Raw genomic sequence first — 25,693 nt, 5'->3', positions numbered from 1 at the left:
CAATCTCCTGATTTTAAGCGGATTTGCCGAGGCGGTTGATGGCGGAGCGCAGCAGGTCCTGCCCGTCGTCCATCATGCGGGTGACCGACTGGTAGTCGCGCGTCAGCTCCATCATCCGCGACATCTCGGCGATGGACTGGACGTTGGACTGCTCCAGCTTGCCCTGGACGAGGCGGGCGTCGGGGGCCGGCAGGGGCTGGGCGTCCCCGGCGTCGAACAGCACGTCGCCGGTCTGGGCGAGCGCCTGCGGGCTCTCGAAGCGGACGACGCGCAGCCGGGCGATCATCTCGTTGTCGGCGGAGACCAGCCCGTCGGTGCCGATCTCCATCCGGCTGCGGTCGGCCGGGATGACGATGGGCTGCTGGTTGTCGTCCAGATAGGGGAAGCCGCCGGCGTTCACGAGCTGCCCGTCCACGTCGCGGCGCATCCGCCCGTCGCGGGTGTAGCGCGGGCCGTCCGGCGTCTGCACCTGGAGCCAGCCGTCGCCGTCCAGCGCCACGTCGTAGGGGTTGTCGGTCGGCTTCAGGCTGCCGGCGGTGAAGTCGGTGTAGGTGGCGCGGTCGATGGTGAAGGCGATCTTGTCGGACGGCTTCATGCCGCCGCGCTCCATCGCCGCCTCGAACAGCATGCGTTCACCGCGGAATCCCGCAGTGTTCATGTTGGCGATGTTGTTCGCCACGACATCGAGCTGCCGACGCAACGCCACTTGCCGCGACAATCCAATGTAAAGGGGATTCTCCATCGCCGGACACCTTCGGTTTGAACGCCGCCTTAACCTAGGTGATGCAGTTTAAAGCCGGGTTTCAACCTGGGGTGCCGCGACGGGAACTGACCGGTGTCTTGGGGGATTTGATTCCGATTTAGATAAAATTTGGGGCAGTCGCGATGCATCCCTGCCGGACCCTGTCCATCTCCCTGGCCCTGCTGTCGGTCACCACCGCCCTCACCGCGCCCGCAAGCGCCGCGGACCCGGCCCTCATCACCGTGCAGACGGGAGACCACGCCGACTTCTCGCGTCTGGCGCTGGTCAACGCGCAGGGCGCCCCGGCGGTCGATGTGGGAAGCTGCGGTGGGCGCATCGCCTTTTCGCAGGCGGTCCCCTGGCCGCTGGAGGCGCTGAACGGCACCTATTCGCGGCGGTTGACCGGCTTCCAGACGGCCGAGGACGGGCGCAGCCTGACGATGGACTGGCCCTGCGGCGCCCGCGTCACCGTGCGCCGGGAGCGCCGGATCACCTTCATCGACGTGGCCGACCCGCCGCGCCCGGCGCGCAAGCCCGGCGCCCCGGTCCCGGCGTCCGAAGGCATCCTGCTGGCCGAGGCGCCCGGCGCGTCGGTGTTCCCGGTGATCGCGCCGCCGCCGGCCCACGAAGCGGCGACCGCTCCGATGGTGGCAGCGCAAGCAGCGCCCGTCAGCCTCGCCGAGCGGCTGAGTCCGGTCGCCAGCGCGCAGGCGCAACCCATCGTCCAGGCGCCGCAGCCGGTCGCGCCGCAGCCGGTCGCCAAAGCCCCGCCGCCCGCCCCGCCCCCTAAGCCGGAGCCCGCCAAGACAGTGGCCGCCATGCCGCCGTCAGCCATGCCGCCGGCCCCTGCCCCCATTCCCGCGGTCCAGGCCGACCCGCCGATCCGCGCCTTCGACCTGGACGCCTGGGCCGGCGACGACTACCCCGCGCGCAAGCAGCATCTGGAGCAGCGCATCGCCGAGAGCCAGGGCCGCGCGCGGGTGGACGCGCTGCTCGCCATGGCCCGCTTCACGCTGGCCCGCGCCCTGCCGGAGGAGGGCCGCGCCGCGCTGGACGCCGCGGAGAGCCTGACGCCGGGGCCGGACCAGCGCTACGAGCTGCGCCTGCTGCGCGACGCCTTCCGCGCGCTGGACGGCACCGCCGATCCCGACGACAGCCAGTTCGTCCGCGCCCAGCCCACCCCCGCCGCCGCCGACCATCACGTCTGGCGCAGCGCCACCCTGGCCCCCAGCCGCTGGGCCGCGGCGAAATCGAGCCTGCCCATCGCGTTGAAGCGGCTGCTGTCCTACCCCGCCGACCTGCGCGGCCGCCTGCTCACCCTGCTCGCCGAATCGGCGGGCGAGGCGGCGGACGGCGCGGCGCTGAACCTGATCGTGCTGGAGATGATCACGCTGGACGGCATCGGCTCCACCGACGGGCGGCTCGACCTCTTCCGCGGCCGCTTGGCGGAGCTGCACAACGAGACGGCGGAGGCGCTGACCCACTACAAGCGGGCCGCCGCCCTGCCCAACCTCTACGGCCACCGCGCCCAGGTGCGCTCCATCGAACTGCGGCTGGCCAGCGGTTCGCTGGACGATGCCGGCGCCATCGCCGAGCTGGAAAGCCTGCGCTACGCCTGGCGCGGCGGCGACGTCGAGACGGACGCGCTGGCCGCCCTCGGTGCCGCCTACACCCGCACCGGGCGGATCGACGCGGCGCTGGACATCTTCGGCCTGCTCGGCCGCCGCTTCGGCGCGACGGCGCGCGGCCAGGCGGCGCTGACCACCGGGCGCGGGCTTCTCGACGCGGTGATCGGCCATTTGGAGACGACCCCGGGCAGCGCGCTCGACGCGCTGTCGCTCCAGGTGCGCTACGGCCGCACGGTGACGCTGACCGACGACGAGGACGGAACGCGGCAACGCCGGCTCGCCCGGCTGCTGGCCCGCGGCGGCTTCACGCTGGAGGCCGCGCGCCTGCTCCACACCGTCGCCGAGGCCACGCGCGGCGCCGAGCGCACGGCGGTTGGGCTGGAACTGGCCCGCGTGCTGCTGGACGCCGGGCGCGGGACGGAGGCGCTGGCCGTGCTGGACCACACCGCCGGCCCCGCGCCGGACGCCGCCGCAGCCGAGCGCCGCGCCCTGCTGCGCGCCGAGGCCTTCGCCACCGAAGGCGAGGCGATGCGCGCCTTCGACGCGCTGCGCGGCTTGACCGGCCCCGACGCGGCGCGCATCCGGGCGGACAGCCTGTTCCGCGCCGGCGAGTGGCCGGCGGCCCGCGCCGCCTACGCCGAGCTGCTGGGCGGGCAGGATGCTCCCCTGCCGGACGACATCGCCTTCCACGCGCTGGCCGCCTTCCGGGCGGGCGACGGCGCGGCGGTGACCGCCGCCGCGGAGCGCCACGGCAAGGCGCTGGCCGGAACGCGCTGGGCCGGCCTGCTCGACGCCCTGGCCGTCCCGCCCGATCCGCCGGGCAAGCCGCTGTCCAGCGCCACGGTCAATGGTCAGCTCGCCGCCGCCGACGCGCTGGCCGGCGTGCTGCGCCGGTGGAAAGCGCCCTGACGGCTCCCGCCCCACACGACGGCTCCCAGAGCCCGCTTCCCCTTTTCGGCCGAGCCGGAGGACACACATCATGCGTTTGCTGTTCGGAATCGTCGCGGTCTTCCTGAGCGTGCTCGGCGGCTTCGCCGCCATGGGCGGGCGGATGGGCGTGCTGTGGCAACCCGTGGAGATCGTCATCATCGTCGGCGCCGGCATCGGCGGCTACGTCATCGCCAACTCCATGGCGGTGCTGCGCGCCACCGTGCGCACCATCGGCGCGGTGGCCCGCGGGCGCCACACCAGCAAGGACGAGTATCTCGACCTGATCTCGCTGCTCTACGCCCTGCTGCGGCAGGCGAAGTCCAAGGGCGTGTCGAACATCGAGAGCGACATCGACAAGCCGGACGACAGCCCGATCTTCGCCCAGTACCCCTCGGTCTTCCGCCAGCCGCGCTGCGTCACCTTCCTGTGCGACTACTTGCGCCTGATCGCGCTCGGCCAGGACAACCCGCACGACCTGGAAGCCCTGATGAACGAGGAGATCGAGACCATCGGGCGCGAGCTGAACCAGGTGCCGAAGGCGCTGCAAAATCTGGCCGACGCGCTGCCGGCGCTCGGCATCGTCGCCGCCGTGCTGGGCGTCATCAACGCCATGAGCGCGATCAGCGAGCCGCCGGAGGTGCTGGGCCACATGATCGGCGGGGCGCTGACCGGCACCTTCCTCGGCGTGCTGCTGTCCTACGGTCTGGTCGGCCCGATCGCCGCCGCCGCCCGCCATCGCCGCGAGTCGGAGCTGACGCTGTTCATCTGCGTGCGCGCGGGGCTGGGCGCCTATCTGCGCGGCAGCCCTCCGCAGGTCTGCGCGGAGTTCGCCCGCAAGGTGCTGTTCGCCGACACGCAGCCGAGCCTCGCCGAGGTCGAGGTCGCCACCACCCTCTCCTCGCAGGCGAAGGCCCGCGAGGCGAGCCAGACCGCCTGAGGCCCCGCCATGCCCCGCAAGCGCATCGAGCCGACGATCATCATCAAGCGCCGCTACGGCGAGGAGGAGGAGGAGCACAACAGCGCCTGGAAGCTGGCCTACGCCGACTTCGTGACGGCGATGATGACCTTCTTCCTGATCATGTGGCTGATGAACATCACCACGGTGGAGCAGCGCAAGGGCATCGCCGACTATTTCAACCCGGTGGCCCTGTCGCAGTCCAACTCGGGCGCCGACGGCATGCTCGCCGGACGGGCGGTGGACAAGACGGGGGCGTTGTCCACCCCCAACGCGCCGGGGGAGCACAGCGTGCCGGTGGCCGCCCCGCCCGTCGTCGCCTCGCTCGGCGAGAGCGACCGCGAGCCCGCCGGCCGCAAGGACCCCATGCCCAACCCGTCCGGCGGCAAAAGCCAGCCGGACCGCGACGCGCGGGCGGAGCTGGAGGCCCTGCTCGACCGCCAGACCGCGGCGCTGAGCGAACAGCAGGGTTTGGAGAAGGCTGAGCGCGACCTGCGCACGGCGCTGGAGACGATGCCGGAGCTGGGGGCGCTCGCCGGAAGCGTGGTCATCGAGCAGACGTCCGTCGGCCTGCGCGTGCAGCTCACCGATCAGGCGAAGGTGTCGATGTACAACGTCGGCTCCGCCCAGATGAACGAGCAGGGACGGCGCCTGATGCGGCTGGTTGCCGGCGCCGTCGCGTCGTCACCCAACCGCCTCAGCATCACCGGCCACACCGACGCGCTGGGCTATGCGGACGGGGCGAAGTACGGCAATTGGGAACTGTCCAGTGACCGCGCCAACGCCGCCCGCCGCGAGCTGATCGCTTCCGGCGTGCCGGCCCGGCGGATCGTCCGGGTGGAGGGCCGCGCCGACCTCGACCATCTCGACGCCGCCAACCCGCTGGCCCCGCAGAACCGGCGGATCAGCATCACCCTCCTGAAGGCCGCGGCGGGGGAATAGGTCCCCTCAGGTCGGGCTGGCCTTCGCCACCGGCCGCACGCGCAGCAGTTGGACGGTGGTCAGGAAACCCAGCACGGCGGCGGCGCTCCCCAGCAGGAAGACACCGCCGTAGCCCACCCGGTCGGCGAGCAGCCCGGCCAGGGGGCCGGTCAGGCCGTAGGCGACGTCCTGGAACGCCGCGAAGGCGCCGAGCGCGGTGCCGCGCAGTTGCGGCTCGACCAAATGGACGACCTCTCGCCCCATGGCGGGAAAGACCAGCGAGCAGCCGAGTCCCGTCAGGAAGGCACCGGCCAGCGCCGTGACGGGGTCGCCCGCGGTCCACAGCAGCGCCTGCCCGACCGCCTCCACCGCCAGCGACCCCATCGCCACGCGCAGGCCGCCGAAGCGGTCGGGCAGATGGCCCAGCGCGAAGCGGACGAGCACGAAGCCGAGCCCGAAGGCGGTCAGGCCGAGCCCGGCGTGGGGCCAGCCCTCACGGACGAAGTGCAGCGAGAAGAAGGCGCCGATGGCGGCGAAGCCGATGCCCTGGAGGCTGACGACGGCGCCCTGCCTCCAGATCCGCCCCAGCACGCTGCGGAAGGGCGGGCGCTCGGCGTCGGGATGGGCCGGGATGCCCTCCATGCGCCGGATCGCGAGAAGCCCGACGGCGGGCAACAGAACGCTGACCGCCATGACGCCGGAAAAGCCGAAGCGATCGAGCAGCGCCAGCCCCAGCGGTCCGCCGGCCGCGAAGGCGCCGTAGAGCGCCGCCCCGATCAGCGCCAGCACGCGGCCCGAGCGCTGCGGACCGACGATGCCGATCCCCCAGGCGACCACCCCGACCCCGACGAGGCTTTCGCCGACGCCGATGAGCAGGCGGCCCGCCACCAGCACGGAAAAGGCCGCCCATGGCGAGAACGACAGTGGACCGGCGGTCATCGAGACCAGCCCGCCGGCCACATAGAAGGCCAGCCCCCGCCCGACCGCGCGCTTGGCGCCGCGTCGGTCGGAGACGGTTCCGGCGAAGCCGCGGCTGAGGATGGTGGCGAGGAAGGCGCTTCCCACGCCCAGCCCGGCCCAGACATTGCCCATCCCGAGATCCCCGGCCACGAACAGCGGCACCACGGGAAGGGACAGGGCGACACAGAGGTAGGAGACGAAGAGGACGGCGGTCAGGACGATCAGGCGGCCTTGCGCCGGATCGCGCGCCGATACCGGCCTTTGATCCGGCCTTTGATGGGGACCCATGGTGTGCTCCACACTGGTCCCCGCCGATGGCCGTCCGTCCGAACACGCGAACGCACTCCGATCGGCGAGGATCGTTGAGTGCGTTGGTTGACGTTGAACGCTTACGGCCAGCGCGGCTGGCGATGCGGGACAGGGTACCAATCCCGCGGAGAAATGCAACGGCCCGCGTCGGCCGCGACGGGATGGTGCCGGAAGAGGGGTCTCAGCGGGCCACGTACCAGTCCGTCCGGTGGTTGAAGGCGACAAAGGCGTTCAGCACCGCCGCCCCCAGCATCGAGGCCAGCACCGCCTTCCCGTCGATCACGAAGACCGCCATGGAGAAGATCACCACGTCGAACATGGCCTGCAGCCAGCCGGCGCGGAAGCCCGTCTTCTCCTGGATGTAGAAGGCGAGAATGCCCACCCCGCCGCCGCTGGAGCCGTGGCGGAACAGGCCGATCACCCCGATGCCGATGCAGAAGCCCGCCAGGACCGCCGCCACATAGGGGTGCAGCGCGTCGTAGCGGATCGCCTGCGGCGCCAGGGTGGTCAGCACCGAGATGCTGGTGACCGCCAGAAGCGACTTCGCGGTGAAGCGCCAGCCGATGCGCGCCAGCGCCAGCGCGTAGAAGGGCAGGTTCACCACGAAGAACACGGGGCCGAAATCCAGGCCCGTGGCGTAGGCGATGACGAAGGACAGCCCCGCCGCCTGCCCGGTGATCAATCCGGCGGCATGCAGTATGGAAATCCCGAACGCGGTCATGATGATGCCGAACAGCTGCCCCTGCGCATTATCAAATGCGCTGTGCGACGCCCGTTTGGTTTCATTTGTTGCAAGGGCAGTGTTTGGGACCACGGATACTGCACTTTTCTTAAGCACGCTCGGCACCTTCCAGACTTCGTTCCATATCGACAGTATCATCAAAGAGCAGACCAAGAATAGAGCGGCGTAAGTTCGTTCGTCGCCCCCGCAATCCGTGGAGCGACGCCGCTTCGCGTTCCCGTCGCCCCTCCCCTCGCCGTCGATTCCTCCGGATGGCGCCGGTTTCCCGCGCGGGGGCGCGGGCGGTGGAACGCGGAATTGCGTGGCCTTGCGGCCATCGTTGCGCCCACCGCGCAAGAATCGGTCGCGCCGACACCACACGCTTTCCCCGCATCGATCGCCGAAGCGCAACCCAGGCGCATAAAATTCGCGCGATGCAGCGGATTCTTTCGCCGAATAGACCAATCGGACGGCATTCCACATCGCTACAGTCGCACCGTCCACCGTTCACGCACCTCATGATCGCATGAGGCTGCGCGAATGATCGACGCCACCAGCGGCCGCCTTTGAAACCGGCCCCACCAGTGAGGAAAGACAATGGCATTTCCGACCGCCGTGAACGACCAGATCACCGATTCCGTCACCCAGGCCAACACCAAGGTCCTGGGCGACGCTCCGGCGATCGCCATGGGCAACCTGTTCCAGGCCACGGCCCAGGCGCTGGCCAACGCGGCCCACAACGCCACCAACGCCCAGCAGCAGTCCTACGTGACCGCGCAGGCCGCCACCACCCAGGGCGTGGCCACGCTCTACTCGATCGACACCGCCACCACCGGCGTGGCGACGAAGAGCATCCTCAGCACCGGCGTCAAGGGCCTCGGCTCGTAAGCCGGACCCAAGCCGCCGTCGACGTTTCAAACCACCTGCGCCACCCCGCCTTCCATGACGGGCGGCGGGCGGGCGGCAGACAACCGAAGAGGACGAACAAATGGCTTTCCCGACCGCCGTGAACGACCAGATCACCGATTCCGTCACCCAGGCCAACACCAAGGTCCTGGGCGACGCTCCGGCGATCGCCATGGGCAACCTGTTCCAGGCCACGGCCCAGGCGCTGGCCAACGCGGCCCACAACGCCACCAACAACCAGCAGCAGTCCTACGTGACCATGCAGGCCGCCACGACCATGGGCGTCGCCACGCTCTACTCGATCGACACCGCCTCCACCGGCGTGGCCACCAAGTCGATCCTGGGGAGCTGATGAGCCGACCGGCCGGAACCGGGCGCCCGCGGGCATCCGGAACGGGCCGCCGGCCATCCATCCCGAACCATTCGCCAAGGAATAACGTCAGATGGCTTTCCCGACGGCAGTCAACAGCCAGATCACCGATTCTGTAGCCCAGAGCAACGTCCAGGTCGTTGGCAGCTCGCCGGCGATCGCCATGGGCAACCTGTACCAGGCCACCGCCCAGGCGCTGGCCAACGCGGCCCACAACGCGACCCTGGCGCAGCAGCAGATGTACGTCACGGCGCAGGCCGCCACGACGACGGGCGTCGCGATGCTCTACTCCATCGACACCGCGACCACCGGCGCCGCCACGTCGAAGCTCCTCGGCTGACCGGTCGGCGGACGCGGCATCCGCCGCCGTCCGCCGCACCGCCGCCGGCGCTTTGGCCTCGAACCAACGCAACATCTGATGTAAGGAGCAAACACGATGGCTTTCCCGACCGCCCTGAACAACCAGATCACGGACTCGGTCTCCCAGGTCAACACCAAGGTCCTGGGCGACGCCCCGGCCATTGCGATGGGCAACCTGTTCGTCGCCACCAGCCAGGCGCTGTCGAACGCGGCCCACAACGCCACGAACAACCAGCAGCAGTCCTACGTGGTGATGCAGGCGGCCACCACGCAGGGTCTGTCGACCCTGTACTCGGTGGACACGGCCTCGACCGGCGTCGTCACCACCCAGATCCTGGGCCTCTCCTAAGGAGAGCCGGCGGGCCGCCCTCGGGACACCGGGGGCGGCCTCCGCCACAGGTTGAAGCGCCCGGTCGCGCATAAGCCCGTATCCACAGGAGCCAGTGGCGGGAGCCTGAAGGCTGGAGTGTGTGAATGCCGGATGGAAGCTCCGCCAGCCTTGCCGGATCGGTCGCGGCGAACACGGCGATACCGCTTGGCCTGACCCCATCCCTGGCGATGGACATGACCTACGTCGCCATGGCCGACAGCCTCGGCCTGGCCATGCAGAACGCCGTCGCCAACCAGCAGCGCGCCCAGGTCATCACCGAGGCCGCGCTCGCCCAGGTCCTCACGCTGATCATCACCAAGGGAACCGCAAAATCATGAGCGACGAAGGCACCGTGAACACCCAGGTGATCGACGCGACGTCGGACATCGTCACGCTTCTGACGGGACAGTCCCCCGCGCAGTCGTTCGCCATGCTCGACGCCGTGATGGTCGAGACGCTCGGCATGGCGATGCACAACGCCGTGCACCGCCAGCAGAACGCCGGCATGGTCAATTCCGCCGCGGTCACCGCCGCCTGCGCCAAGATGCTGGCCGTGCCCTTCCCCACCACGCCCCCGCCGCCGCCCTCGGGCTCGTCCACCTCCGGGGGCAACGCGTCGCCGCTGCAGCCGCTGACGCCGCTGCTGACGACCTCGCTCACCACCCTGCCCTCCACGGTCACCGGCGCCGCCGGGAACAGCACCGTCACCAGCGGCGCTGGAAACAGCACCGTCGCCGGTGGAACCGGAAACGGCACCGTCGCCGGCGGCACCGGAAACAGCACCGTCAGCGGCGGGTCGTGATTGACCCCGCGCCCATTTCCCAGCGGCCGGCCGTCCAGGCCACAACGAGCAAGGAGCCTTCATGTCGGAGCCCACGAAGGTCAATGCGCAGATCATTGACGTCATAAACCAGACGCAGACGGCGACCATGAGCCCACAGGTCGTCACCACCAGCGGCGCTGGGAAAGCCTATCAGGCGGTCGCCCAGTCCACGGCCATGGCTGTGCAGGATGCGACGGACACGCTGCGCAACGTCTCGACCATCGCCACCACGGCGATCGGCGTGGCGATGGCGCAGCTCCTGGCGACGGGTGATCCGAAATACGTCACCGCCCTGACCCAGGCCCAGGGAATGATGACGAGCGCCGCCAACGACTTCACCAGCATCGGTACCGCGGCCTCCACGGTCCTGAATAGCTTCCCGTCGAGCTGACCCTTACGCAGGTGTCCCCACCATGACCGTCTCTGTCGCCAACAAGATGATCCAGAACCGCGCCGGGCTCACCGACCTGGGGCGGCTTGCGCTCGCCTTCATCGATGGCGGGTCTGAGTGGCTCGACTGGGCCATCAGCAACGCCGGCCCGCGCTACGGTTTTCCGGACGAGAGCACGCTCGTGGAGCAGGTCCAGCAGGGTCTTCACGCGACGCGGCTGGCCCTGCTGCCCAATCTGAAGCTGTTGGTCAGCCCGGTGAAGCTGATGACGCTGGGGGTGGACAGCCTGCGCACGCTGGCCGACGCCGAATCCGGCGACGCCAGCGCCACGGTGTCGGCCCAGGTCAAGCGCATCCTCGCCGACCACAACCTGCTGACCCAGGACGACTTCGCCGCCGGCGCGTCCTTCCTCTCGGGGTTGGGAGTCTCCGGGGCTCCGGTCTTCCAGTTCATGGGCTTCGAGGAACAGTTGGCGGTGCAGGAGCTGCTCTACCGCAAGGAAAGCCAGGGAACGGCGAACCCCGAGCTTCAGAAGGAGGCGGCCGCCTTCGCGGTGGAGCAGGCGCGCACCGTGCAGGAGTTCGCGGACTATTATCAGTTCTATCTGATCTACGTGAACCGGCTGGGCTCCCTGACCGCGACGCCGGACGACCGGAAGAAACGGGCCGGCGGCGCGCTGGACACCATCCTGCCGCAGCTGTTCGGCTTTCTGGAATGCCCGCAGGTCGGCCCGCTGGCCGCTCCGGCGGAGGTGGCGCGGGCCGTCTCCGACTGGCAGAAGCGCGGCCGGCCGATCGGCTTCGCCCGCCTGTCGGACGGGGCCTTGCAGATCGTCCGCGACACGGGCTTCCGGGACGAGACCGGCGACGCGGTGCGGGTTCTGGTGGCGGGTTATCTGGCCGGGGCTCAGGCCTTGCTGTCGGCGACGCCACCGCAGCGCGGCATCATGGGACAGGACGGTGCGTCCTGTCTCTTCCCCGTCATCGGCAAGGGCAACCAGGCGGAAATCCAGATGGGGGCCGCGGGGGTGATCTCGCTGCGCTGCTTTCGCCCCGATCCCCCCACCACCAGCACTGCCGACGCCGCCTGACCCGCGTCAACAGACGGTGACCGGGGCGGCCCCTTCTGCACCGCCCTCTGCGCCATCCGCGCCAGCCACGGAGACGCCGACGGCCCCGGCGGCACGCCCACCGCAAAACCAACCCGGACGAAGGAGATCGAAGGATGGCCGTTTCCCAGCCCCCCAGCAGCCCGACCCCTGACGCGGCGCCCACTCCGGCGGCGCCGGACACGTCGGCTCCGGCCATGCCCGCAGAGAATGCAGCGCCGCCGGCCGTCACGGCACCCGATACGGCACCGTTCGAGGCGGGCACCAGGACGCCCGCCGAAATCGCCAGCGCACTGCTCGACCACGCGGTGAAGAGCGTGAACGCCGCCGCCGAGCAGGCGCTGGCCGCCGTCGAGCAGGCCATCCAGCTTGCCGGCCACGCGGTGGAGGCGATCCCCGGCCTGACCGCCCACCCCGGCGGCCACTCCGACGAACAGGACGCGATGTCCCAGGCGAACGAGGCGATGTCGCAGGCGCTCCAGGCGGCCAGCGGAACCGGCGCCGGCGGTCAGGCGATGCAGCAGGCCAGCGAGCAGCAGCAGAAGGCCGTCACCGCGGCCAACGAGGCCGCGCAACAGGCCATGGCCGCGGCCAGCGCCCAGATCGCGCGGGCGATGAACAGCAAGAGCGACCCGGCCCTGTAAAGCCCCGGACGATCCGCCGCTCCGGAGGGACCGCGACGCCGCGCGGCTCCTTCGGAGCACGGGCGCGTTTCCGCCCATTTCCGAACATGTCCCCAACCGGGCCGAAAGACGTCCCGCATGACGTCCCGGACCGGCTGGCTGCGGGTGGAGCGTGAGGCCTCCCTTGCCCGTCGCCGCCCTGTCCGACACCACCCGGTCGGTTCGCGAAAGCGTGGTGCGGGCGCATGACGATGAGCATTCCCACAGGTTGCGGACGTTTTACCGGCAGGGGGCGCGACGGCCACCCCGCCGGTGGTGATCGGTTCACCCGCGCACGGCGGCTCCGCTCAGGTTGCGCCGATACTCGCGCGGGCTTTCCCCGACGAGGCGGCGGAAGCTTTTCTCGAAATGGCTGAGGTCGCCGTACCCGACGCTCATCGCCACCTCGGTGATGGGCAACCGTCGGTCGGCGGCCAGAAGTTCCCGCGCCTTGTGGATGCGAATGCGGCCAAGCAGACCCTTGAAGGAGGTCTGAAGCTCCGTCCGGAACAGGTAGCTGAGGTGGGACGGGCTGACATGCGCCTGCCGCGACAACGCGTCCAGCGTGATCGGATCGGCGAAGCGCTCGCCCAAGAACAGCAGCGCCTTGCGCAGGCCGCCGTGCAGCCGGGCCAAAGCGTCCTGGTCGCGGGTCAGCGCGCAGCGCACCCAATGGTCCGCGGGCGAGGGAGCCGGCGGGGGAACCGGCACGGCGTCCGGATGAGCGGCAGGCGCCGGTTCCGCCGGCATGGCGCCGCCGACCATCCAGGGGGCGTGGCGGCGCACATCGCCATGGCGGATCGGCCGGCCCCCGGTCATCACCGCCAGCCGGGCGATCACCCGCTCCAGCTCGAACAGGTTCTCCGGCCAGCTGTGGGCCTTGCATAGGGCGATCAGCTCGTCGGTCCGCGTCTCGTCGGCGCGCCCGCCGTGGCGGTCGAGGGCGGCGAGGACCAACGGCTCGATGTCCGCCGGCCGGTCGCGCAGCGGCGGCACGGTGGCGCACAGGAAATCCAGCTCGGCCAGCAGCGGGCGGGAGAAGCGCCCCTCCTCCGCCAGCCGCCGCAGGTCGGCGGTGGTCGAGGCGATGACCCGCGGCCCCCCGGTCCCGTTTGCCATCCCGTTGACCATCCCATTGCCTGCCCCGTTGGCGGACAGCGTCCAGCCCCCCGGCGCGTCGAGCCATTGGCCGAGTTGGGAGGGCATGTGCTGGACGATCTGCCCCTGAAGGGCCGGCGTCATCTCGTCGACGCCGCTGAGGAACAGCGTGCCCCCGGCGGCCCGCGCGACCCAGTCGGCGGGTGTCCCCGCCGGGTCCGCGCCGTTGACCTGGACGAAGGGTCCGTCGCGCCGCGGCCCGCAGCCGTGGATCGCTGCGGCGAACTGCGCCTTCTCGGTTCCGAACTCCCCGGTCAGCAGGACGGGCAGCGCGCTGTGGGCGGCCTGCTCCAGGAAGGCGTCCAGCTCGCGCAGCGCCCGGCTCATGCCGACCATCAGCAGGGGCCGGCCGAACCGCCGCTCCGCCCAGCGCCGCACCTCGTAGCGCTTGGCCAGATAGCCGCACTGGCGTGCGACGTCCTGCAGGATGGGCGCCTCGGGCGCGGCGCCGTCCGACGCTCGGTCGAGGACCAGCCGCATCTCGCCGACCGGCGCGTCGGCGTAGGTGATGGGCACCACCACCGCCTCCGGATCGGCCGCGGCGTCGTTGGGGTCGCCGCCCGCCGTCCAGCAGAGGCGGCCGCCCGCCCGGTCCTGGGCGAGCACCAGCGTGCCCATGTCCTGGAGCCACAACGCCCCGCCGCGCAGCGGCGCGCGGTCGGCCAGCCGGCCCATCAGCCCGCTGATCAGCTCCGGCAGGCTGCGGAAATCGGCCGAGGCCGGGTGCAGGATCTCGTCCAGCGCGCCACCGACCGACAGAGTCATCGCACCGCCTCCTTGGTAAAGCCGTGCCGTGTCTTCCGCGGACGCCGGACTTTGAAGACGAATGCATGCATCGCGGAGCCGCGATGGCGGTAATCGGATTGATAGGATCGAATCATGACCGGAATCACCTGCCGCCGTTTCAGACAATGAGTTCACAGCCAATCGACGCTTCATGGCGTCAGGGCGTGAAGTCTTCGGCAGACCGGCTTTTTTTCCGGACAAAAGAAAGGGCCGCCCGGCGTCTGGTTCCCCGGCGTCGGGCGGCCCATCAGGCCTCAATCACAGTGAAAGACTCAGCGCGAACGGACCAGCGCCACCGGCTTGCGCTCGGCCTTGGCGTCCGGCTCACGCTCCACCCCCTCGGCGTAGGCGCGGCCGTAGTAGCTGTCGAGCAGGAGCTGGCGGATCTCCGCGACCAGCGGGAAGCGCGGGTTGGCGCCGGTGCACTGGTCGTCGAAAGCGGCCTCGGCGATGGCGTCCAGCCGGGCCAGGAACTCCGCCTCCGGTACCCCGGCGGCCTGGATCGAGGCCGGGATGTCCAGCGTGCGCTTCAGTTCCTCCACCCAGGCCACCAGCGTTTCCACCCGCTCATGGTCGCGGCTGCCGCCGAGGCCGAGGTGCCGGGCAATCTCGGCGTAGCGGGCGACGCCCTTGGGCCGGTCGTACTGGCTGAAGGCGGTCTGCTTGGTCGGAATGTCGGCGGCGTTGTAGCGGATGACGTTGGCGATCAGCAGGGCGTTGGCGACGCCGTGCGGCAGGTGGAACTCCGCCCCCAGCTTGTGCGCCATCGAATGGCAGACGCCGAGGAAGGCGTTGGCGAAGGCGATGCCGGCCAGCGTGGCGGCGCTGTGCACCTGCTCCCGCGCCTTGGGGTCCTTGGCGCCGTTTGCGTAGGCGGAGGGCAAATGCTCCTTCAGCAGCTTCAGCGCCTGCAGCGCCTGCCCGTCGGTGTACTCGTTCGCCAGGACGGAGACGTAGGCCTCCAGCGCGTGGGTCACCGCGTCGATGCCGCCGGCGGCGGTCAGGCCCTTCGGCATGTCCATCACCAGATTGGCGTCGATGATCGCCATGTTCGGCGTCAGTTCATAATCCGCGATCGGGTACTTGATGCCGGTGCGCTCGTCGGTCACCACGGCGAAGGGCGTCACCTCCGACCCGGTGCCGGACGTGGTCGGGACGGCCACGAACTGCGCCTTCACCCCCAGCTTCGGGAAGGTGTAGATGCGCTTGCGGATGTCCATGAAGCGCAGGGCCAGATCCTCGAAGGCGACGTCCGGCGCCTCGTACATCACCCACATGATCTTGGCCGCGTCCATCGGCGAGCCGCCGCCCAGCGCCAGGATGACGTCCGGCTGGAAGGCGTTGGCGAGCGCCAGCCCGCGCCGCACCACCGCCAGGGTGGGGTCGGCGGCGACCTCGAAGAAGGTCTCCACGGCGAGGCCCAGCCCCTTGAGGATGCGCACGGTCTCGTCGACGTGGCCGTTCTCGAACAGGAAGCGGTCGGTGACGATCAGGCAGCGCTTCTTGCCGCGCAGCTCCTCCAGCGCGAAGGGCAGGCAGCCGCGGCGGAAGTAGATGGATTTCGGCAGCTTGTGCCACAGCATGTTCTCGGCCCTCTTCGCCACGGTCTTGCGGTTGATGAGGTGCTGCGGCCCGACATTCTCGGAGATCGAGTTGCCGCCCCACGAACCGCAGCCGAGCGTCAGCGACGGCGCCAGCCGGAAATTGTAGAGGTCGCCGATGCCGCCCTGCGACGACGGCGTGTTGATCAGGATGCGCGCCGTCTTCATCGCCTGCCCGAAATGGCGGATACGCTCCGGCTGCTGGTCCTGGTCGGTGTAGAGGGCGGAGGTGTGGCCGATGCCGCCCAGCACGACCAGCGCCGCCGCCTTGTCGCAGGCGTCCATGAAGTCGCGGGCGCGGTAGAGCGCCAGGGTCGGCGACAGCTTCTCGTGGGCGAAGGGCTCGTCCTCGGTCACCGCCTCGACCTCGGCGATCAGCACCTTGGTGTGGGCGGGAACGCTCACCCCGGCCATGGCGGCGATGGCGCCGGCCGACTGGCCGACGATGTCGGCGTTCAGCGCGCCGTTCTTCAGCAGCACCTTGCGCACCGCGTCGGCGTCCGCCGCCGACAGGATGTGGCCGCCATGGTGGGCGAAGCGGTCGCGCACCGCGTCATAGACGGAATCCACGACGATGGCCGACTGCTCCGACGCGCAGACCACGCCGTTGTCGAAGGTCTTGGACATCAGGATGGAGGCGACGGCCCGCTTGATGTCGGCGAACTCGTCGATCACCGCCGGGGTGTTGCCGGCGCCGACGCCGATGGCCGGCTTGCCCGAGGAATAGGCCGCCTTGACCATCCCCGGCCCGCCGGTCGCCAGGATCAGGTTGATGTCGGGGTGGTGCATCACCGCGTTCGACAACTCCACCGAAGGCTCGTCGATCCAGCCGATGATGTCCGTCGGCGCGCCGGCCTCCACCGCCGCCTGAAGCACGATCCGCGCGGCCTCGCAGGTCGCCTTGCGGGCGCGGGGGTGCGGCGAGAAGACGATGCCGTTGCGCGTCTTCAGGCTGATCAGCGCCTTGAAGATGGCGGTCGAGGTCGGGTTGGTGGTCGGCACGATGGCGCAGATCAGGCCCACCGGCTCGGCGATCGTCATGATGCCGTATTCCGGGTCCTCCTCGAGGATGCCGCAGGTCTTCTCGTCCTTGTACTTGTTGTAGATGTATTCGGAGGCGAAGTGGTTCTTGACGACCTTGTCCTCCATCACGCCCATGCGAGTCTCGGCAACCGCCAGCTTCGCCAGCGGGATGCGCGCGTTGGCCGCGGCCAGGGCGGCGCTGCGGAAGATGCGGTCCACGGTGTCCTGCGGAAAGCCGGCGTAGATCCGCTGCGCCTCCCGAACCCGAAGGACGAGGTCGTTGAGGTCTGCGAGCGTGGTGACAGGCATATCGTGTCGCCTCTGCGGTTGGCGCGCCGCCGGTCCCTTCGGGCCGGTCATGGATACCGGATGCGGGCTCGAGGCCCCTCTGAACAGCATCCAGGGCACGCACGGAAAATCGATCATGGCCGGGCGGCGCTTTTCCCTGGTCCGCGCGGCGAGAGAACTATCCCCCCATCGCGGGTGGAGCGACATGACTCAGGTCAAAACTGGTATGACCACTTTCGGGGTAGCGCCCGTCCTGACCGGCCTGGTCGCTTTCGAGAAATCTCTTTCGAACGGGTGACGAATTGCGCTGGACAAGCGCGCCGGTTCTTCCTATAAGACGCCCCCGCACGCTGCGGCGCCCAGGTAGCTCAGTTGGTAGAGCAGGGGACTGAAAATCCCCGTGTCGGCGGTTCGACTCCGTCCCTGGGCACCATTTTTCTTTTGCCGATCAGACCATTGGTGGCGGATCAGGCAAAGCCGGCCTACCCAGCACAGACTTGGTACAGCCGTAGAAGAAGCCTTTCCTCGCTTACCAAGTCCTTGAAATCTACACTTTTGATGATGCCGATTTTCGCTGTGCCAGCACGTGTGCGGCGCAGTTAGAACAGCCGTGCAAGCCCCTGCAGGCGACGCATCGCATGCGGCATCCTCCAATCCGTTGCCGATCTGAAAGACGCCATTACCCGCTGCATTCGCGCCCGCAACACGGACGCCAAGCCTTTCGTGTGGACCAAGCCCATCGATACCGTCTCGCCAAAATCGATTGATAGCCTGCGCGTTCTGAACAAGTCGGTGCGCTGAATCGCCATAAAGAAGCAGGCGGGTCTCCGTTCACAAAAACCGTAATCCAGGCGTCATTTTTTGAAGGCGATGCTTCGGACTTGCCCGGCAGAACCGCGGACTGACCGCCAATGCGAACTTTCGTTCGCTTTAGGTCGCCCGTTCTCAGGAGGGAATGACCGACAGCATTACGGACCCTGCATCAACTGCCGGCTCCGAAGAGGCCCCACCATGCGACTTCAGAAAGGAATGATGGATTATGAAGAGCTTCCTCTTTTGCATCATCTTGGCTTTGCTGCCCAACATCGCGGCCGCCGACACCATGACCTCCAACGATATCGTCAACACCCTGAAAAGGAACAATATGGAGGTTCTCATCCCAATGTATGAAAAAGGCGTACTGACTCTTGATAGCAAGAATACCACCATTAACGCCATGAAATTGGTTAGAAATTATGCGGCGTTCGCGGATGCTGAAGCGGAAAACGCAAAATTCTGGTATCGCGGCATGCCGACACAACAGGCAAATGACTTTATAAACAGCAATTACTCAAGGATTGGACTTCCACCGAAGTCCTTTGTCGGGATCGCTCCGAGCTTTTCTTACGTGACACAATATATCAGCAACACGGATCCCGGTGTTGTTTTCGAATTCGGCACGGACAAGGAAGGGTGGCTTTTCAAGCAGTGGTCGGTCGACCACCCCTGCCAAATCAAAGCGGAAGGCGGTGGTACTTACGGCCTCGGCCCCAGCGGCACCTATGCTTCGTGCAACAACGGTCCCAATGCCTATAAGCCGAAGATCGATAACTTGGGTGGCATGTTCAATGCTTGGCTGGCCAACAATACGATAACAGCCAAGGTCGTCTACGTCCTGGCGAATCGCAAATTGTAATACGTCCGCGCGGGCAAGAGCGGGGCACTCCCCTACGCCACGATGACCAGATTGAGGCCGGCACGCTGAAGCGCTCACTTTTCTCCCAACAATGCGGAGCGGATCGGAGGCGCAAGTATCGAACGCTCCCGCCGGACGGACAAGCCGCCGATCCTGACATGGGCCTTCAACGGCCGCGAGCGGCCGAAGCCGACTCGCAGGCCCCCAGCAACCACTCCCGGAACGCCACCAGCGGCGGGTGATGCGCCCGTGACGAGGGGTGGACGAGGTGATAGGCGCGGTCCGGGTTCCGGTAGGGCTGGTCCAGCGCCGGAACCAGCGCCCCATCCCGCATTTCCGCCTGCACCAGCAGTGTCGGCAGCAACGCCACCCCCAACCCGGTGATCGCCGCCTGGGCGGTGGTGGAGAATTGTTCGAAGAACATGCCGGCGCCCTCGTGCCGCTCGATGCCCTGGGCGGCGAACCAGTCCCGCCATGCCTCCGGACGGCTGGTGGTGTGCAGAAGCGGCAGCGCCACGAGGTCCGACGCCGTGCGGATCGGGTGGGCCGCCAGGAAGGACGGGGCGCAGAGCGGCAGCACCTCCTCCTCCATCAGCCGTTCGCACACCGCCCCCGGCCAGTCCGCGGCGCCGAAATGGATGGCGGCGTCCAGATCCTCCGACCGGAAGTCGAAGGGCTCCATCTTCGTCATGAAATGGATGATGACCTGCGGGTGCGCCGCCTGGAAGGCGGGCAGGCGCGGCACCAGCCAGCGCGTGCCGAAGGTCGGCAGAACGGCCAGCTTCAGCACACCCCCCTGCGGCGCGGTCATGACCCGCAGCGTCGCCGCCCCCACGCGGTGCAGCGCCTCCCGCACCTCCGCCGCGTAGGATTCGCCGGCCGGGGTCAGGGCCACGCGCTGGTCGCGGCGCAGGAACAGCGGGACGCCAAGCTGGTCCTCCAGCGCCTTGATCTGCCGGCTGACGGCGCCCTGGGTCAGCGCCAGCTCCTGCGCCGCGGCGGTGAAGCTGCCGGTGCGCGCCGCCGCCTCGAAGGCGGAGAGCGCGCTCATGGACGGGAGAAGGCGGCGTTGCAGACCCATGGGTCATGACTATAGCTCATGACCTGGGGAAAGAAAGTCGGTTGCGCGGGGCGGGGCCTGCCGCCAGATTGAGGAGGATTTGAACGCCCAGCCGAGGAACGAGCGCGCCATGAAGACCGGAGGCCAGTTGATCGTCGAGGCGCTGGAGGCGCAGGGCGTCGAGCGCGTGTTCTGCGTGCCGGGCGAAAGCTATCTCGCCGTGCTGGACGCGCTGCACGATTCCTCGATCCGCACGATCAACGCCCGCCACGAGAGCGGCGCCGCCATGATGGCGGAGGCCGAGGGAAAGCTGACCGGCCGGCCGGGCATCTGCTTCGTCACCCGCGGCCCCGGCGCCACCAACGCCGCGCCGGGCGTCCATGTGGCGCAGCAGGACTCCACCCCGATGATCCTGTTCATCGGCCAGATCGAGCGCGGCATGCGCGGGCGCGACGCCTTCCAGGAGGTCGACTACACCCTCATGTTCGGCGGCATGGCCAAGTGGGTGGCCGAGATCGACAGCGCCGACCGCGTGCCGGAGATGGTCAGCCGCGCCTTCCACACCGCGCTCGCCGGCCGCCCCGGCCCGGTCGTCCTGGTGCTGCCGGAGGACATGCTGGTGGAAACGGCGGACGTCGCCGCCGCCCGCCCGGCCCAGCCGGTGGACAGCGCCCCGACCCCCGCCCAGGTCGCCGAGGTCGGGCGGCTGCTCGCCGGGGCGAAGCGCCCGCTGGTGATCGCCGGCGGCTCCCGCTGGACCGAGGACGCGGTGGCCTCGCTGCGCGTCTTCGCCGAGACCTTCGCGCTGCCGGTGGCCGTCACCTTCCGCCGCCAGATGCTGTTCGACCACACGCACCCGAACTACGCGGGCGACATCGGGCTGGGCATCAACCCGAAGCTGGTCGCCCTGGTGAAGGACGCCGACGTGATCCTGCTGCTCGGCGGCCGCTTCTCGGAGGTGCCGTCGCAGAGCTACGGGCTGCTCGGCATCCCGGAGACCGGCAAGACGCTGATCCACGTTCATCCGGGGCCGGAGGAGCTGGGCCGCGTCTACAACCCCGACCTCGCCATCAACGCCACGCCGGGGGGCTTCCTCGACGCCGTGGCCGGGCTGGAGGCGCCCACCGCCCCCGCCTGGGCCGGTCAGGCCGAGGCCGCGCACGCCGCCTACACCGCCTGGAGCGAGCCGCCGGCCACCATCCCCGGCGACGTCCAGATGGGCGCGGTCATGTCCTGGCTGCGCGACACCCTGCCCGACGACGCCATCCTGACCAACGGCGCCGGCAACTATGCCACCTGGATCCACCGCTTCTGGCGCTTCCGCCGCTTCGGCACGCAGGCGGCGCCGGTCTGCGGCTCGATGGGCTACGGCCTGCCCGCCGCCGTCGCGGCCAAGCTGCTCCACCCGGAGCGGGACGTGGTCTGCTTCGCCGGCGACGGCTGCTTCCAGATGACCGGGCTGGAGTTCGGCACCGCCGTGCAGGAGGGCGCCAACCTCATCGTGCTGGTCATCGACAACGGCATGTACGGCACCATCCGCATGCACCAGGAGCGGGATTATCCGGGCCGCGTGTCCGGCACCGCCCTGACCAACCCGGACTTCGCCGCCCTTGCCCGCGCCTATGGCGGCCATGGCGAGACGGTGGAGCGGACGGAGGAGTTCGCCCCGGCCTTCGAGCGTGCCCGCGCCTCCGGCCGGCCGGCCATCCTGCACGTCAGGCTCGACCCCGAAGCCCTGACGCCGAACCGCAGCCTGTCCGACATCCGCGCCGCCGGGCGCCAGCGCTGACTTTCCACCGGTTGCCTTACACCGAGGACCTTTTCCATGCAGCACCGCGACCTTCTCTCCCGCCTCGGCCTCGAGCTTCCCGCCGACGGGGCCGGCCTGTCCGTCCGCTCGCCCATCGACGGCGCTCCGCTGGGCGTGGCGCCGGTCACCCCGGCGTCGGAGATCCCGGAGGTGGCCGCCCGCGCCCAGCGCGCCTTCGAGGCGTGGCGCTCCGTCCCGGCGCCGCGCCGCGGCGAGCTGGTCCGTCTGCTGGGCGAGGAGCTGCGCGACGCCAAGGAGGATCTCGGCCGTCTCGTCACGCTGGAGATGGGCAAGATCGTCCAGGAGGGCCTGGGCGAGGTCCAGGAGATGATCGACATCTGCGACTTCGCGGTCGGCCTGTCCCGCCAGCTCTACGGCCTGACCATCGCGTCGGAGCGTCCGGGCCACGCGATGCGCGAAACCTGGCACCCGATGGGCCCCTGCGCGGTGATCTCCGCCTTCAATTTCCCGGTCGCGGTCTGGGCCTGGAACGCCGCCCTGGCGCTGGTCTGCGGCGACCCGGTGATCTGGAAGCCGTCGGAGAAGACCCCGCTGACCGCGCTCGCCTGCCAGCGCATCTTCGAGCGCGCGGTGGCCCGCTTCGGCGACGCCCCGGCGGACCTGCTGCAGGTCGTCAACGGTGGCCGTGACGTCGGCGAGGCGCTGGTCGCCAGCCCGCTGGTCCCCATCGTGTCGGCCACCGGCTCGACCCGCATGGGCCGCGAGGTCGCGCTCAAGCTGGCGGAGCGCTTCGCCCGCCCGATCCTGGAGCTGGGCGGCAACAACGCCATGATCGTCGCGCCGTCGGCCGACCTCGACATGGCGGTGCGCGCCATCGTCTTCTCGGCGGTGGGCACCTGCGGCCAGCGCTGCACCACGCTGCGCCGCCTGATCGTCCACAAGGACGTGCGCGACACGCTGCTGCCGCGCCTGAAGGCTGCCTACGCCTCCGTTCCCATCGGCAACCCACTGGAGTCCGGCGTGCTGGTCGGCCCGCTCAACGACAAGGGCGCCTATGAGGGCATGCAGCGCGCCCTGGAGCAGGCCAAGGCCGACGGCGGCGTGGTGACCGGCGGCGGCCGCGCGCTCGCCGACCGGTATCCCGACGCCTGGTACGTGCAGCCGGCCATCGTCGAGATGCCCGGTCAGACCGACATCGTCCGCCACGAGACCTTCGCCCCGATCCTCTACGTCCTGACCTACGAGACGCTGGAGGAGGCCATCGCGCTGCAGAACGCGGTGCCGCAGGGCCTGTCCTCCTGCATCTTCACCACCGACATCCGCGAGGCCGAGAGCTTCCTGTCGGCGGCGGGCAGCGACTGCGGCATCGCCAACGTCAACATCGGCCCGTCGGGCGCGGAAATCGGCGGCGCCTTCGGCGGCGAGAAGGAGACGGGCGGCGGGCGCGAGTCCGGGTCCGACGCCTGGAAGGGCTACATGCGCCGCCAGACGGCCACGGTGAACTATTCCCGCTCGCTGCCGCTGGCCCAGGGGATCAAGTTCGAGATCGCCGGCTGATCCGCAACCGGCTTGGAAAAAAGCCGGCGTGCAAGACATCGGCTCACAAGAAGAAGGCCGCCCGTTTCAGCGGGCGGCCTTTTCTCGTTGGAAGGTCAGAAGGCTTCGCGCGGAAGCCGCCTTGCGGGTCGATCGGGGGAGGTGTTGCGGCGCAGGTGCTCGGCAATGGGGGTGAGCTGTGCCAGAACCTGCTCGTGGGTCAGGCGGTCCCGGCGCAACACGGCCTGGACCACGGGATCGTTCAACAGTTCGGCAACGCGGCAGCGCCACGTCTGCTTGGGCAGTCCGTTCATTGCTGTTCTCGTTGCTTGTGGGTTGAAGAAACGCCGGCCCTCACCGGCAGGCGTACGGTACGCGGAGCATGTTACAGTTCGACGCGTACGGCCCGTGATATTTAGGGTACCTGAACGTCCTGTGTACGTGCCTCCGGCATAGGGAAAACGGGGGCCATTCAGGCCCCCTTGACCGCCGCCTCGCGCGCCCGCACCTGCTCGCGGTGGAAGATGTAGATGCCGCTGGCGACGATCACCACACCGCCGGCGAGGGTCGAGGCGCTGGGCGACTCCCCGAAGACCAGCAGGCCGTAGAACACCGCCCAGATCAGCGTCGTGTAGCCGAAGGGCGCCACCGTCGCCGCGTCCGCCGCCGTATAGGCGCGGATCAGGCAGTAATGGCTGCACGCCCCGAGCACGCCGAGCATGATCATCAGCGCCGCCCCCGTCAGGTCCGGCGTCACCCAGCCGAAGGGCAGCAGCAGCCCGCAGAGCACCGTCCCGGCCATGCTGGTGTAGAAGAAGGTCGTCAGGGTGGAATCGCCGCCGCGCAACAGCCGGGTGACGATCTGGTAGAGCGCGTTGCACAGAGCGGCGGCCAGCGGCAGCAGGATCGCCCACTGGAAGACGACGCTGGCCGGGCCGATGATGATCATCGCCCCGATGAAGCAGCCCAGCACGCCCAGACCGCGCCGCCAGCCCACTTTCTCCTTGAGCAGCGGAACGGACAGGACGGTGACCAACACCGGCGCCACATTGGCGATGGCCGCCACGTCCACGAAGGGCAGCGTCTTGTAGGACACCGCCACCAGCAGCGTCAGCACCGCCAGCAGGGCGGAGCGGAGGATCTGAATCCCCGGGCGCTTGGCGATCAGGTGGCTGGGGGAGTTCACCGCCACCACGACGAAGGCGATGGCCAGATGCACCGCGAAGCGCGCCCAGGCGACCTCGGCGAAGGGGTAGGTCTGCACCAGAAAGCGCAGGGTCGCGTCCTGCGTCACGAACAGAAGCGTGGTGAGCAGCATCCAGGCGATGCCGGCCCGCCCGGAGGAGTTGGCGGACAGGGCCTTTGCGGTGACGGTCATCGGGCGGCGCTCATGGGCGGGGCGGTTCCTTCCTGTGGCGCTCCGGCCTTCTGCCGGACCGGCGCGCCACACCCTGCGCCCACGGGGCCGGACGGTCAAATGCGATGCTGGTATATCAGTACAGACCGTCGGTTGCGGCCGCGCCGGTCTTCTGCAAGAAGCCGGCGCGGCGCATTCCCATCAGTGCTTGTGCTGTGTGCCGCCAGCCTGCGGCCCGCCGGCACCGCCATGGGACGGGGCAGCGGACCCGGCGCTCTGCACGTCCACCTGGACGGTCACCGGCCCGGCCTTCTCGAAGGTCAGGGTCAGCGGGAACGCTTTCCCCGGAGCCAGCGGCTGCTTCAGGCCGAACAGCATGACGTGCAGGCCACCGGGCTGCAGCGCCGTCGGCGAGCCGGGTGACACCTCGATGGCGTCGACCTGACGCATCTTCATGACGCCGTTGTCCATGAGGTGGGTGTGCAGCTCCGCCTTGTCGGCGACGGGCGTGCTGGCCGACAGCAGGCGGTCGCTGTCCGGGCCGTGGGTGCTGAGCACCATGTAGGCCGAACCGTTCGGGGCCGAGGGCGCCGTGGCGCGCGCCCAGGGATGTTCGATGTCGACCGGCCCGGCCTTGAAACCATGGGCCAGGGCGGTGCCGGCGGTCAGGGCGATCAGCGCGGCGAGCGCCAGGGCGTGCTTCTTCATGATGACGGAGTCCTGCAAAGAGAATGATGAATCGAAAGGTCGCTTGGTCGGGGCAGGACGCGTCATCGGCGGGGCACGGGCGTTCGGACGGAAGATGCTCCGGCGGCGGAGCTTGCAGGTTCGGAGGGGAAGCGCGCGCAGCGCAGCGGTCAGGCGCGGCGGCGGGACGGCGACATCCGCCGGGATCAGCATCGCCGGCGGCGCGCAGCCGAGTTGGCAGCCCAGGCAATGTTCCAGATCGTGCTTGGGCTGATCGGGCGCGGCGGGCATCCGGTCCGACGCCCCATCCGGTCCGCACATCGACGCCGCCCAGAAGGACTGCGCCAGACCGGCGGAGAGCATGGCGACCGCCTGCCCCGGCACCTGGACCAGGATCAGCAGAAGAACGGCGGCCAGCGCCGCGGCCAGCCCGGTTCGCCCGCGGAGCGCAAGCGCCGCGAGCGCGGCGCCGCCTTCCTCGCGATGCCCGCTCACCCTTCCCCTCTTCCCGCAACGGAGAGGGGAGGCCGATGGCCGTGCTGACGTTGCCCCGATCAACCGCTTCCCATTCCACCCACAGGACGGATGACCGGTT

Annotated in this window: 24 protein-coding genes and 1 tRNA gene; 16 read left to right on the top strand and 9 right to left on the bottom strand. The window is 69.4% G+C overall.

Going from position 1 to position 25,693, the window contains the following annotated elements; translation table 11 throughout:
* Positions 1 to 13 precede the first annotated feature (13 nt).
* Positions 14 to 742: a flagellar basal-body rod protein FlgF gene (gene flgF, locus DS837_RS22935; protein ID WP_149166847.1), complete on the bottom strand. Its 729-nt coding sequence runs from the start codon at positions 740 to 742 to the stop codon at positions 14 to 16.
* A 143-nt stretch (positions 743 to 885) separates the two neighbouring features.
* On the opposite strand from flgF, the gene DS837_RS22930 reads away from it, so the two are divergent.
* The 3 genes from DS837_RS22930 (at position 886) to DS837_RS22920 (ending at position 5,197) form a co-directional block, all read left to right on the top strand.
* On the top strand, positions 886 to 3,279 hold the full coding sequence (locus DS837_RS22930; RefSeq protein ID WP_247890083.1) for a hypothetical protein: 2,394 nt from the start codon (positions 886 to 888) through the stop codon (positions 3,277 to 3,279).
* Between the two features lie 70 nt (positions 3,280 to 3,349).
* Positions 3,350 to 4,237 (top strand): flagellar motor stator protein MotA, encoded by an 888-nt coding sequence (gene motA / locus DS837_RS22925; RefSeq protein ID WP_149166846.1) that lies wholly within the window; start codon positions 3,350 to 3,352, stop codon positions 4,235 to 4,237.
* A 9-nt stretch (positions 4,238 to 4,246) separates the two neighbouring features.
* Positions 4,247 to 5,197, top strand: a complete 951-nt coding sequence (locus tag DS837_RS22920) for a flagellar motor protein MotB (RefSeq protein ID WP_149166845.1) — start codon at positions 4,247 to 4,249, stop codon at positions 5,195 to 5,197.
* Positions 5,198 to 5,203: 6 nt separating this feature from the next.
* Here the strand turns inward: DS837_RS22920 and DS837_RS22915 are convergent, their stop codons facing one another.
* Both DS837_RS22915 and DS837_RS22910 read right to left on the bottom strand, forming a co-directional pair.
* Positions 5,204 to 6,424: an arabinose transporter gene (locus DS837_RS22915; RefSeq protein ID WP_149166844.1), complete on the bottom strand. Its 1,221-nt coding sequence runs from the start codon at positions 6,422 to 6,424 to the stop codon at positions 5,204 to 5,206.
* Between the two features lie 202 nt (positions 6,425 to 6,626).
* On the bottom strand, positions 6,627 to 7,259 hold the full coding sequence (locus DS837_RS22910; RefSeq protein WP_149166843.1) for a YitT family protein: 633 nt from the start codon (positions 7,257 to 7,259) through the stop codon (positions 6,627 to 6,629).
* A 504-nt stretch (positions 7,260 to 7,763) separates the two neighbouring features.
* Between DS837_RS22910 and DS837_RS22905 the strand changes: the two genes are divergently transcribed.
* The 9 genes from DS837_RS22905 (at position 7,764) to DS837_RS22865 (ending at position 12,138) form a co-directional block, all read left to right on the top strand.
* Entirely contained in the window at positions 7,764 to 8,054 is a 291-nt protein-coding gene (locus tag DS837_RS22905; protein WP_145626299.1) for a RebB family R body protein, read from the top strand.
* A 100-nt stretch (positions 8,055 to 8,154) separates the two neighbouring features.
* The gene (locus tag DS837_RS22900) at positions 8,155 to 8,424 is read left to right on the top strand and encodes a RebB family R body protein (protein ID WP_014200160.1); all 270 of its coding nucleotides are present in this window, start codon (positions 8,155 to 8,157) and stop codon (positions 8,422 to 8,424) included.
* 91 nt (positions 8,425 to 8,515) lie between these two features.
* A complete protein-coding gene (locus DS837_RS22895; protein ID WP_014200161.1) occupies positions 8,516 to 8,782 on the top strand; it encodes a RebB family R body protein in 267 nt (88 codons plus the stop codon).
* Between the two features lie 96 nt (positions 8,783 to 8,878).
* Complete coding sequence (locus DS837_RS22890; protein WP_145626297.1) at positions 8,879 to 9,151, top strand: RebB family R body protein; 273 nt, start codon at positions 8,879 to 8,881, stop codon at positions 9,149 to 9,151.
* Positions 9,152 to 9,276: 125 nt separating this feature from the next.
* Positions 9,277 to 9,510: a RebB family R body protein gene (locus DS837_RS22885; RefSeq protein WP_040138293.1), complete on the top strand. Its 234-nt coding sequence runs from the start codon at positions 9,277 to 9,279 to the stop codon at positions 9,508 to 9,510.
* Complete coding sequence (locus tag DS837_RS22880) at positions 9,507 to 9,974, top strand: RebB family R body protein (RefSeq protein ID WP_149166842.1); 468 nt, start codon at positions 9,507 to 9,509, stop codon at positions 9,972 to 9,974. The genes DS837_RS22885 and DS837_RS22880 overlap by 4 nt, the downstream gene beginning before the upstream one ends.
* Before the next feature lie 61 nt (positions 9,975 to 10,035).
* The gene (locus DS837_RS22875; protein WP_035680645.1) at positions 10,036 to 10,386 is read left to right on the top strand and encodes a hypothetical protein; all 351 of its coding nucleotides are present in this window, start codon (positions 10,036 to 10,038) and stop codon (positions 10,384 to 10,386) included.
* A 22-nt stretch (positions 10,387 to 10,408) separates the two neighbouring features.
* Entirely contained in the window at positions 10,409 to 11,476 is a 1,068-nt protein-coding gene (locus tag DS837_RS22870) for a hypothetical protein (protein WP_149166841.1), read from the top strand.
* Between the two features lie 134 nt (positions 11,477 to 11,610).
* Positions 11,611 to 12,138 (top strand): hypothetical protein, encoded by a 528-nt coding sequence (locus DS837_RS22865; protein ID WP_247890082.1) that lies wholly within the window; start codon positions 11,611 to 11,613, stop codon positions 12,136 to 12,138.
* 303 nt (positions 12,139 to 12,441) lie between these two features.
* Here the strand turns inward: DS837_RS22865 and DS837_RS22860 are convergent, their stop codons facing one another.
* Positions 12,442 to 14,079: a helix-turn-helix domain-containing protein gene (locus DS837_RS22860; RefSeq protein WP_211102393.1), complete on the bottom strand. Its 1,638-nt coding sequence runs from the start codon at positions 14,077 to 14,079 to the stop codon at positions 12,442 to 12,444.
* A 293-nt stretch (positions 14,080 to 14,372) separates the two neighbouring features.
* Positions 14,373 to 17,033, bottom strand: coding sequence for a bifunctional acetaldehyde-CoA/alcohol dehydrogenase (gene adhE, locus DS837_RS22855; protein ID WP_149166840.1), 2,661 nt, complete (start codon positions 17,031 to 17,033; stop codon positions 14,373 to 14,375).
* A gap of 336 nt (positions 17,034 to 17,369) precedes the next feature.
* Between adhE and DS837_RS22850 the strand changes: the two genes are divergently transcribed.
* Positions 17,370 to 17,445 (top strand) — tRNA-Phe (locus DS837_RS22850).
* A 606-nt stretch (positions 17,446 to 18,051) separates the two neighbouring features.
* Entirely contained in the window at positions 18,052 to 18,687 is a 636-nt protein-coding gene (locus DS837_RS22845; RefSeq protein ID WP_149166839.1) for a hypothetical protein, read from the top strand.
* Positions 18,688 to 18,853: 166 nt separating this feature from the next.
* Here DS837_RS22845 and gcvA read toward each other — a convergent pair whose 3' ends face one another.
* On the bottom strand, positions 18,854 to 19,768 hold the full coding sequence (gene gcvA, locus DS837_RS22840) for a transcriptional regulator GcvA (protein WP_149166838.1): 915 nt from the start codon (positions 19,766 to 19,768) through the stop codon (positions 18,854 to 18,856).
* A gap of 109 nt (positions 19,769 to 19,877) precedes the next feature.
* Here gcvA and DS837_RS22835 point away from each other — a divergent pair, with 109 nt between their 5' ends.
* Together DS837_RS22835 and amaB are read left to right on the top strand one after the other, a co-directional pair.
* Positions 19,878 to 21,536, top strand: a complete 1,659-nt coding sequence (locus DS837_RS22835; RefSeq protein ID WP_149166837.1) for a thiamine pyrophosphate-binding protein — start codon at positions 19,878 to 19,880, stop codon at positions 21,534 to 21,536.
* Between the two features lie 36 nt (positions 21,537 to 21,572).
* The gene (amaB, locus tag DS837_RS22830; RefSeq protein ID WP_149166836.1) at positions 21,573 to 23,075 is read left to right on the top strand and encodes an L-piperidine-6-carboxylate dehydrogenase; all 1,503 of its coding nucleotides are present in this window, start codon (positions 21,573 to 21,575) and stop codon (positions 23,073 to 23,075) included.
* A gap of 95 nt (positions 23,076 to 23,170) precedes the next feature.
* On the opposite strand, the gene DS837_RS22825 is transcribed toward amaB, so the two are convergent.
* From DS837_RS22825 to DS837_RS33230, 3 genes are all read right to left on the bottom strand, one after another.
* Complete coding sequence (locus DS837_RS22825; protein ID WP_145626275.1) at positions 23,171 to 23,368, bottom strand: hypothetical protein; 198 nt, start codon at positions 23,366 to 23,368, stop codon at positions 23,171 to 23,173.
* 158 nt (positions 23,369 to 23,526) lie between these two features.
* The gene (locus DS837_RS22820) at positions 23,527 to 24,432 is read right to left on the bottom strand and encodes a DMT family transporter (RefSeq protein ID WP_149166835.1); all 906 of its coding nucleotides are present in this window, start codon (positions 24,430 to 24,432) and stop codon (positions 23,527 to 23,529) included.
* 180 nt (positions 24,433 to 24,612) lie between these two features.
* The gene (locus tag DS837_RS33230) at positions 24,613 to 25,593 is read right to left on the bottom strand and encodes a copper chaperone PCu(A)C domain-containing protein (protein ID WP_345772127.1); all 981 of its coding nucleotides are present in this window, start codon (positions 25,591 to 25,593) and stop codon (positions 24,613 to 24,615) included.
* Between the last annotated feature and the right edge of the window lie 100 nt (positions 25,594 to 25,693).

It is taken from the genome of Azospirillum brasilense, assembly GCF_008365405.1.
In the GTDB taxonomy this organism is placed as follows: domain Bacteria; phylum Pseudomonadota; class Alphaproteobacteria; order Azospirillales; family Azospirillaceae; genus Azospirillum; species Azospirillum brasilense_D.
The sequence above is the reverse complement of the archived record's forward strand: the minus strand, read 5'-3'. Positions and strand labels throughout refer to the sequence as shown.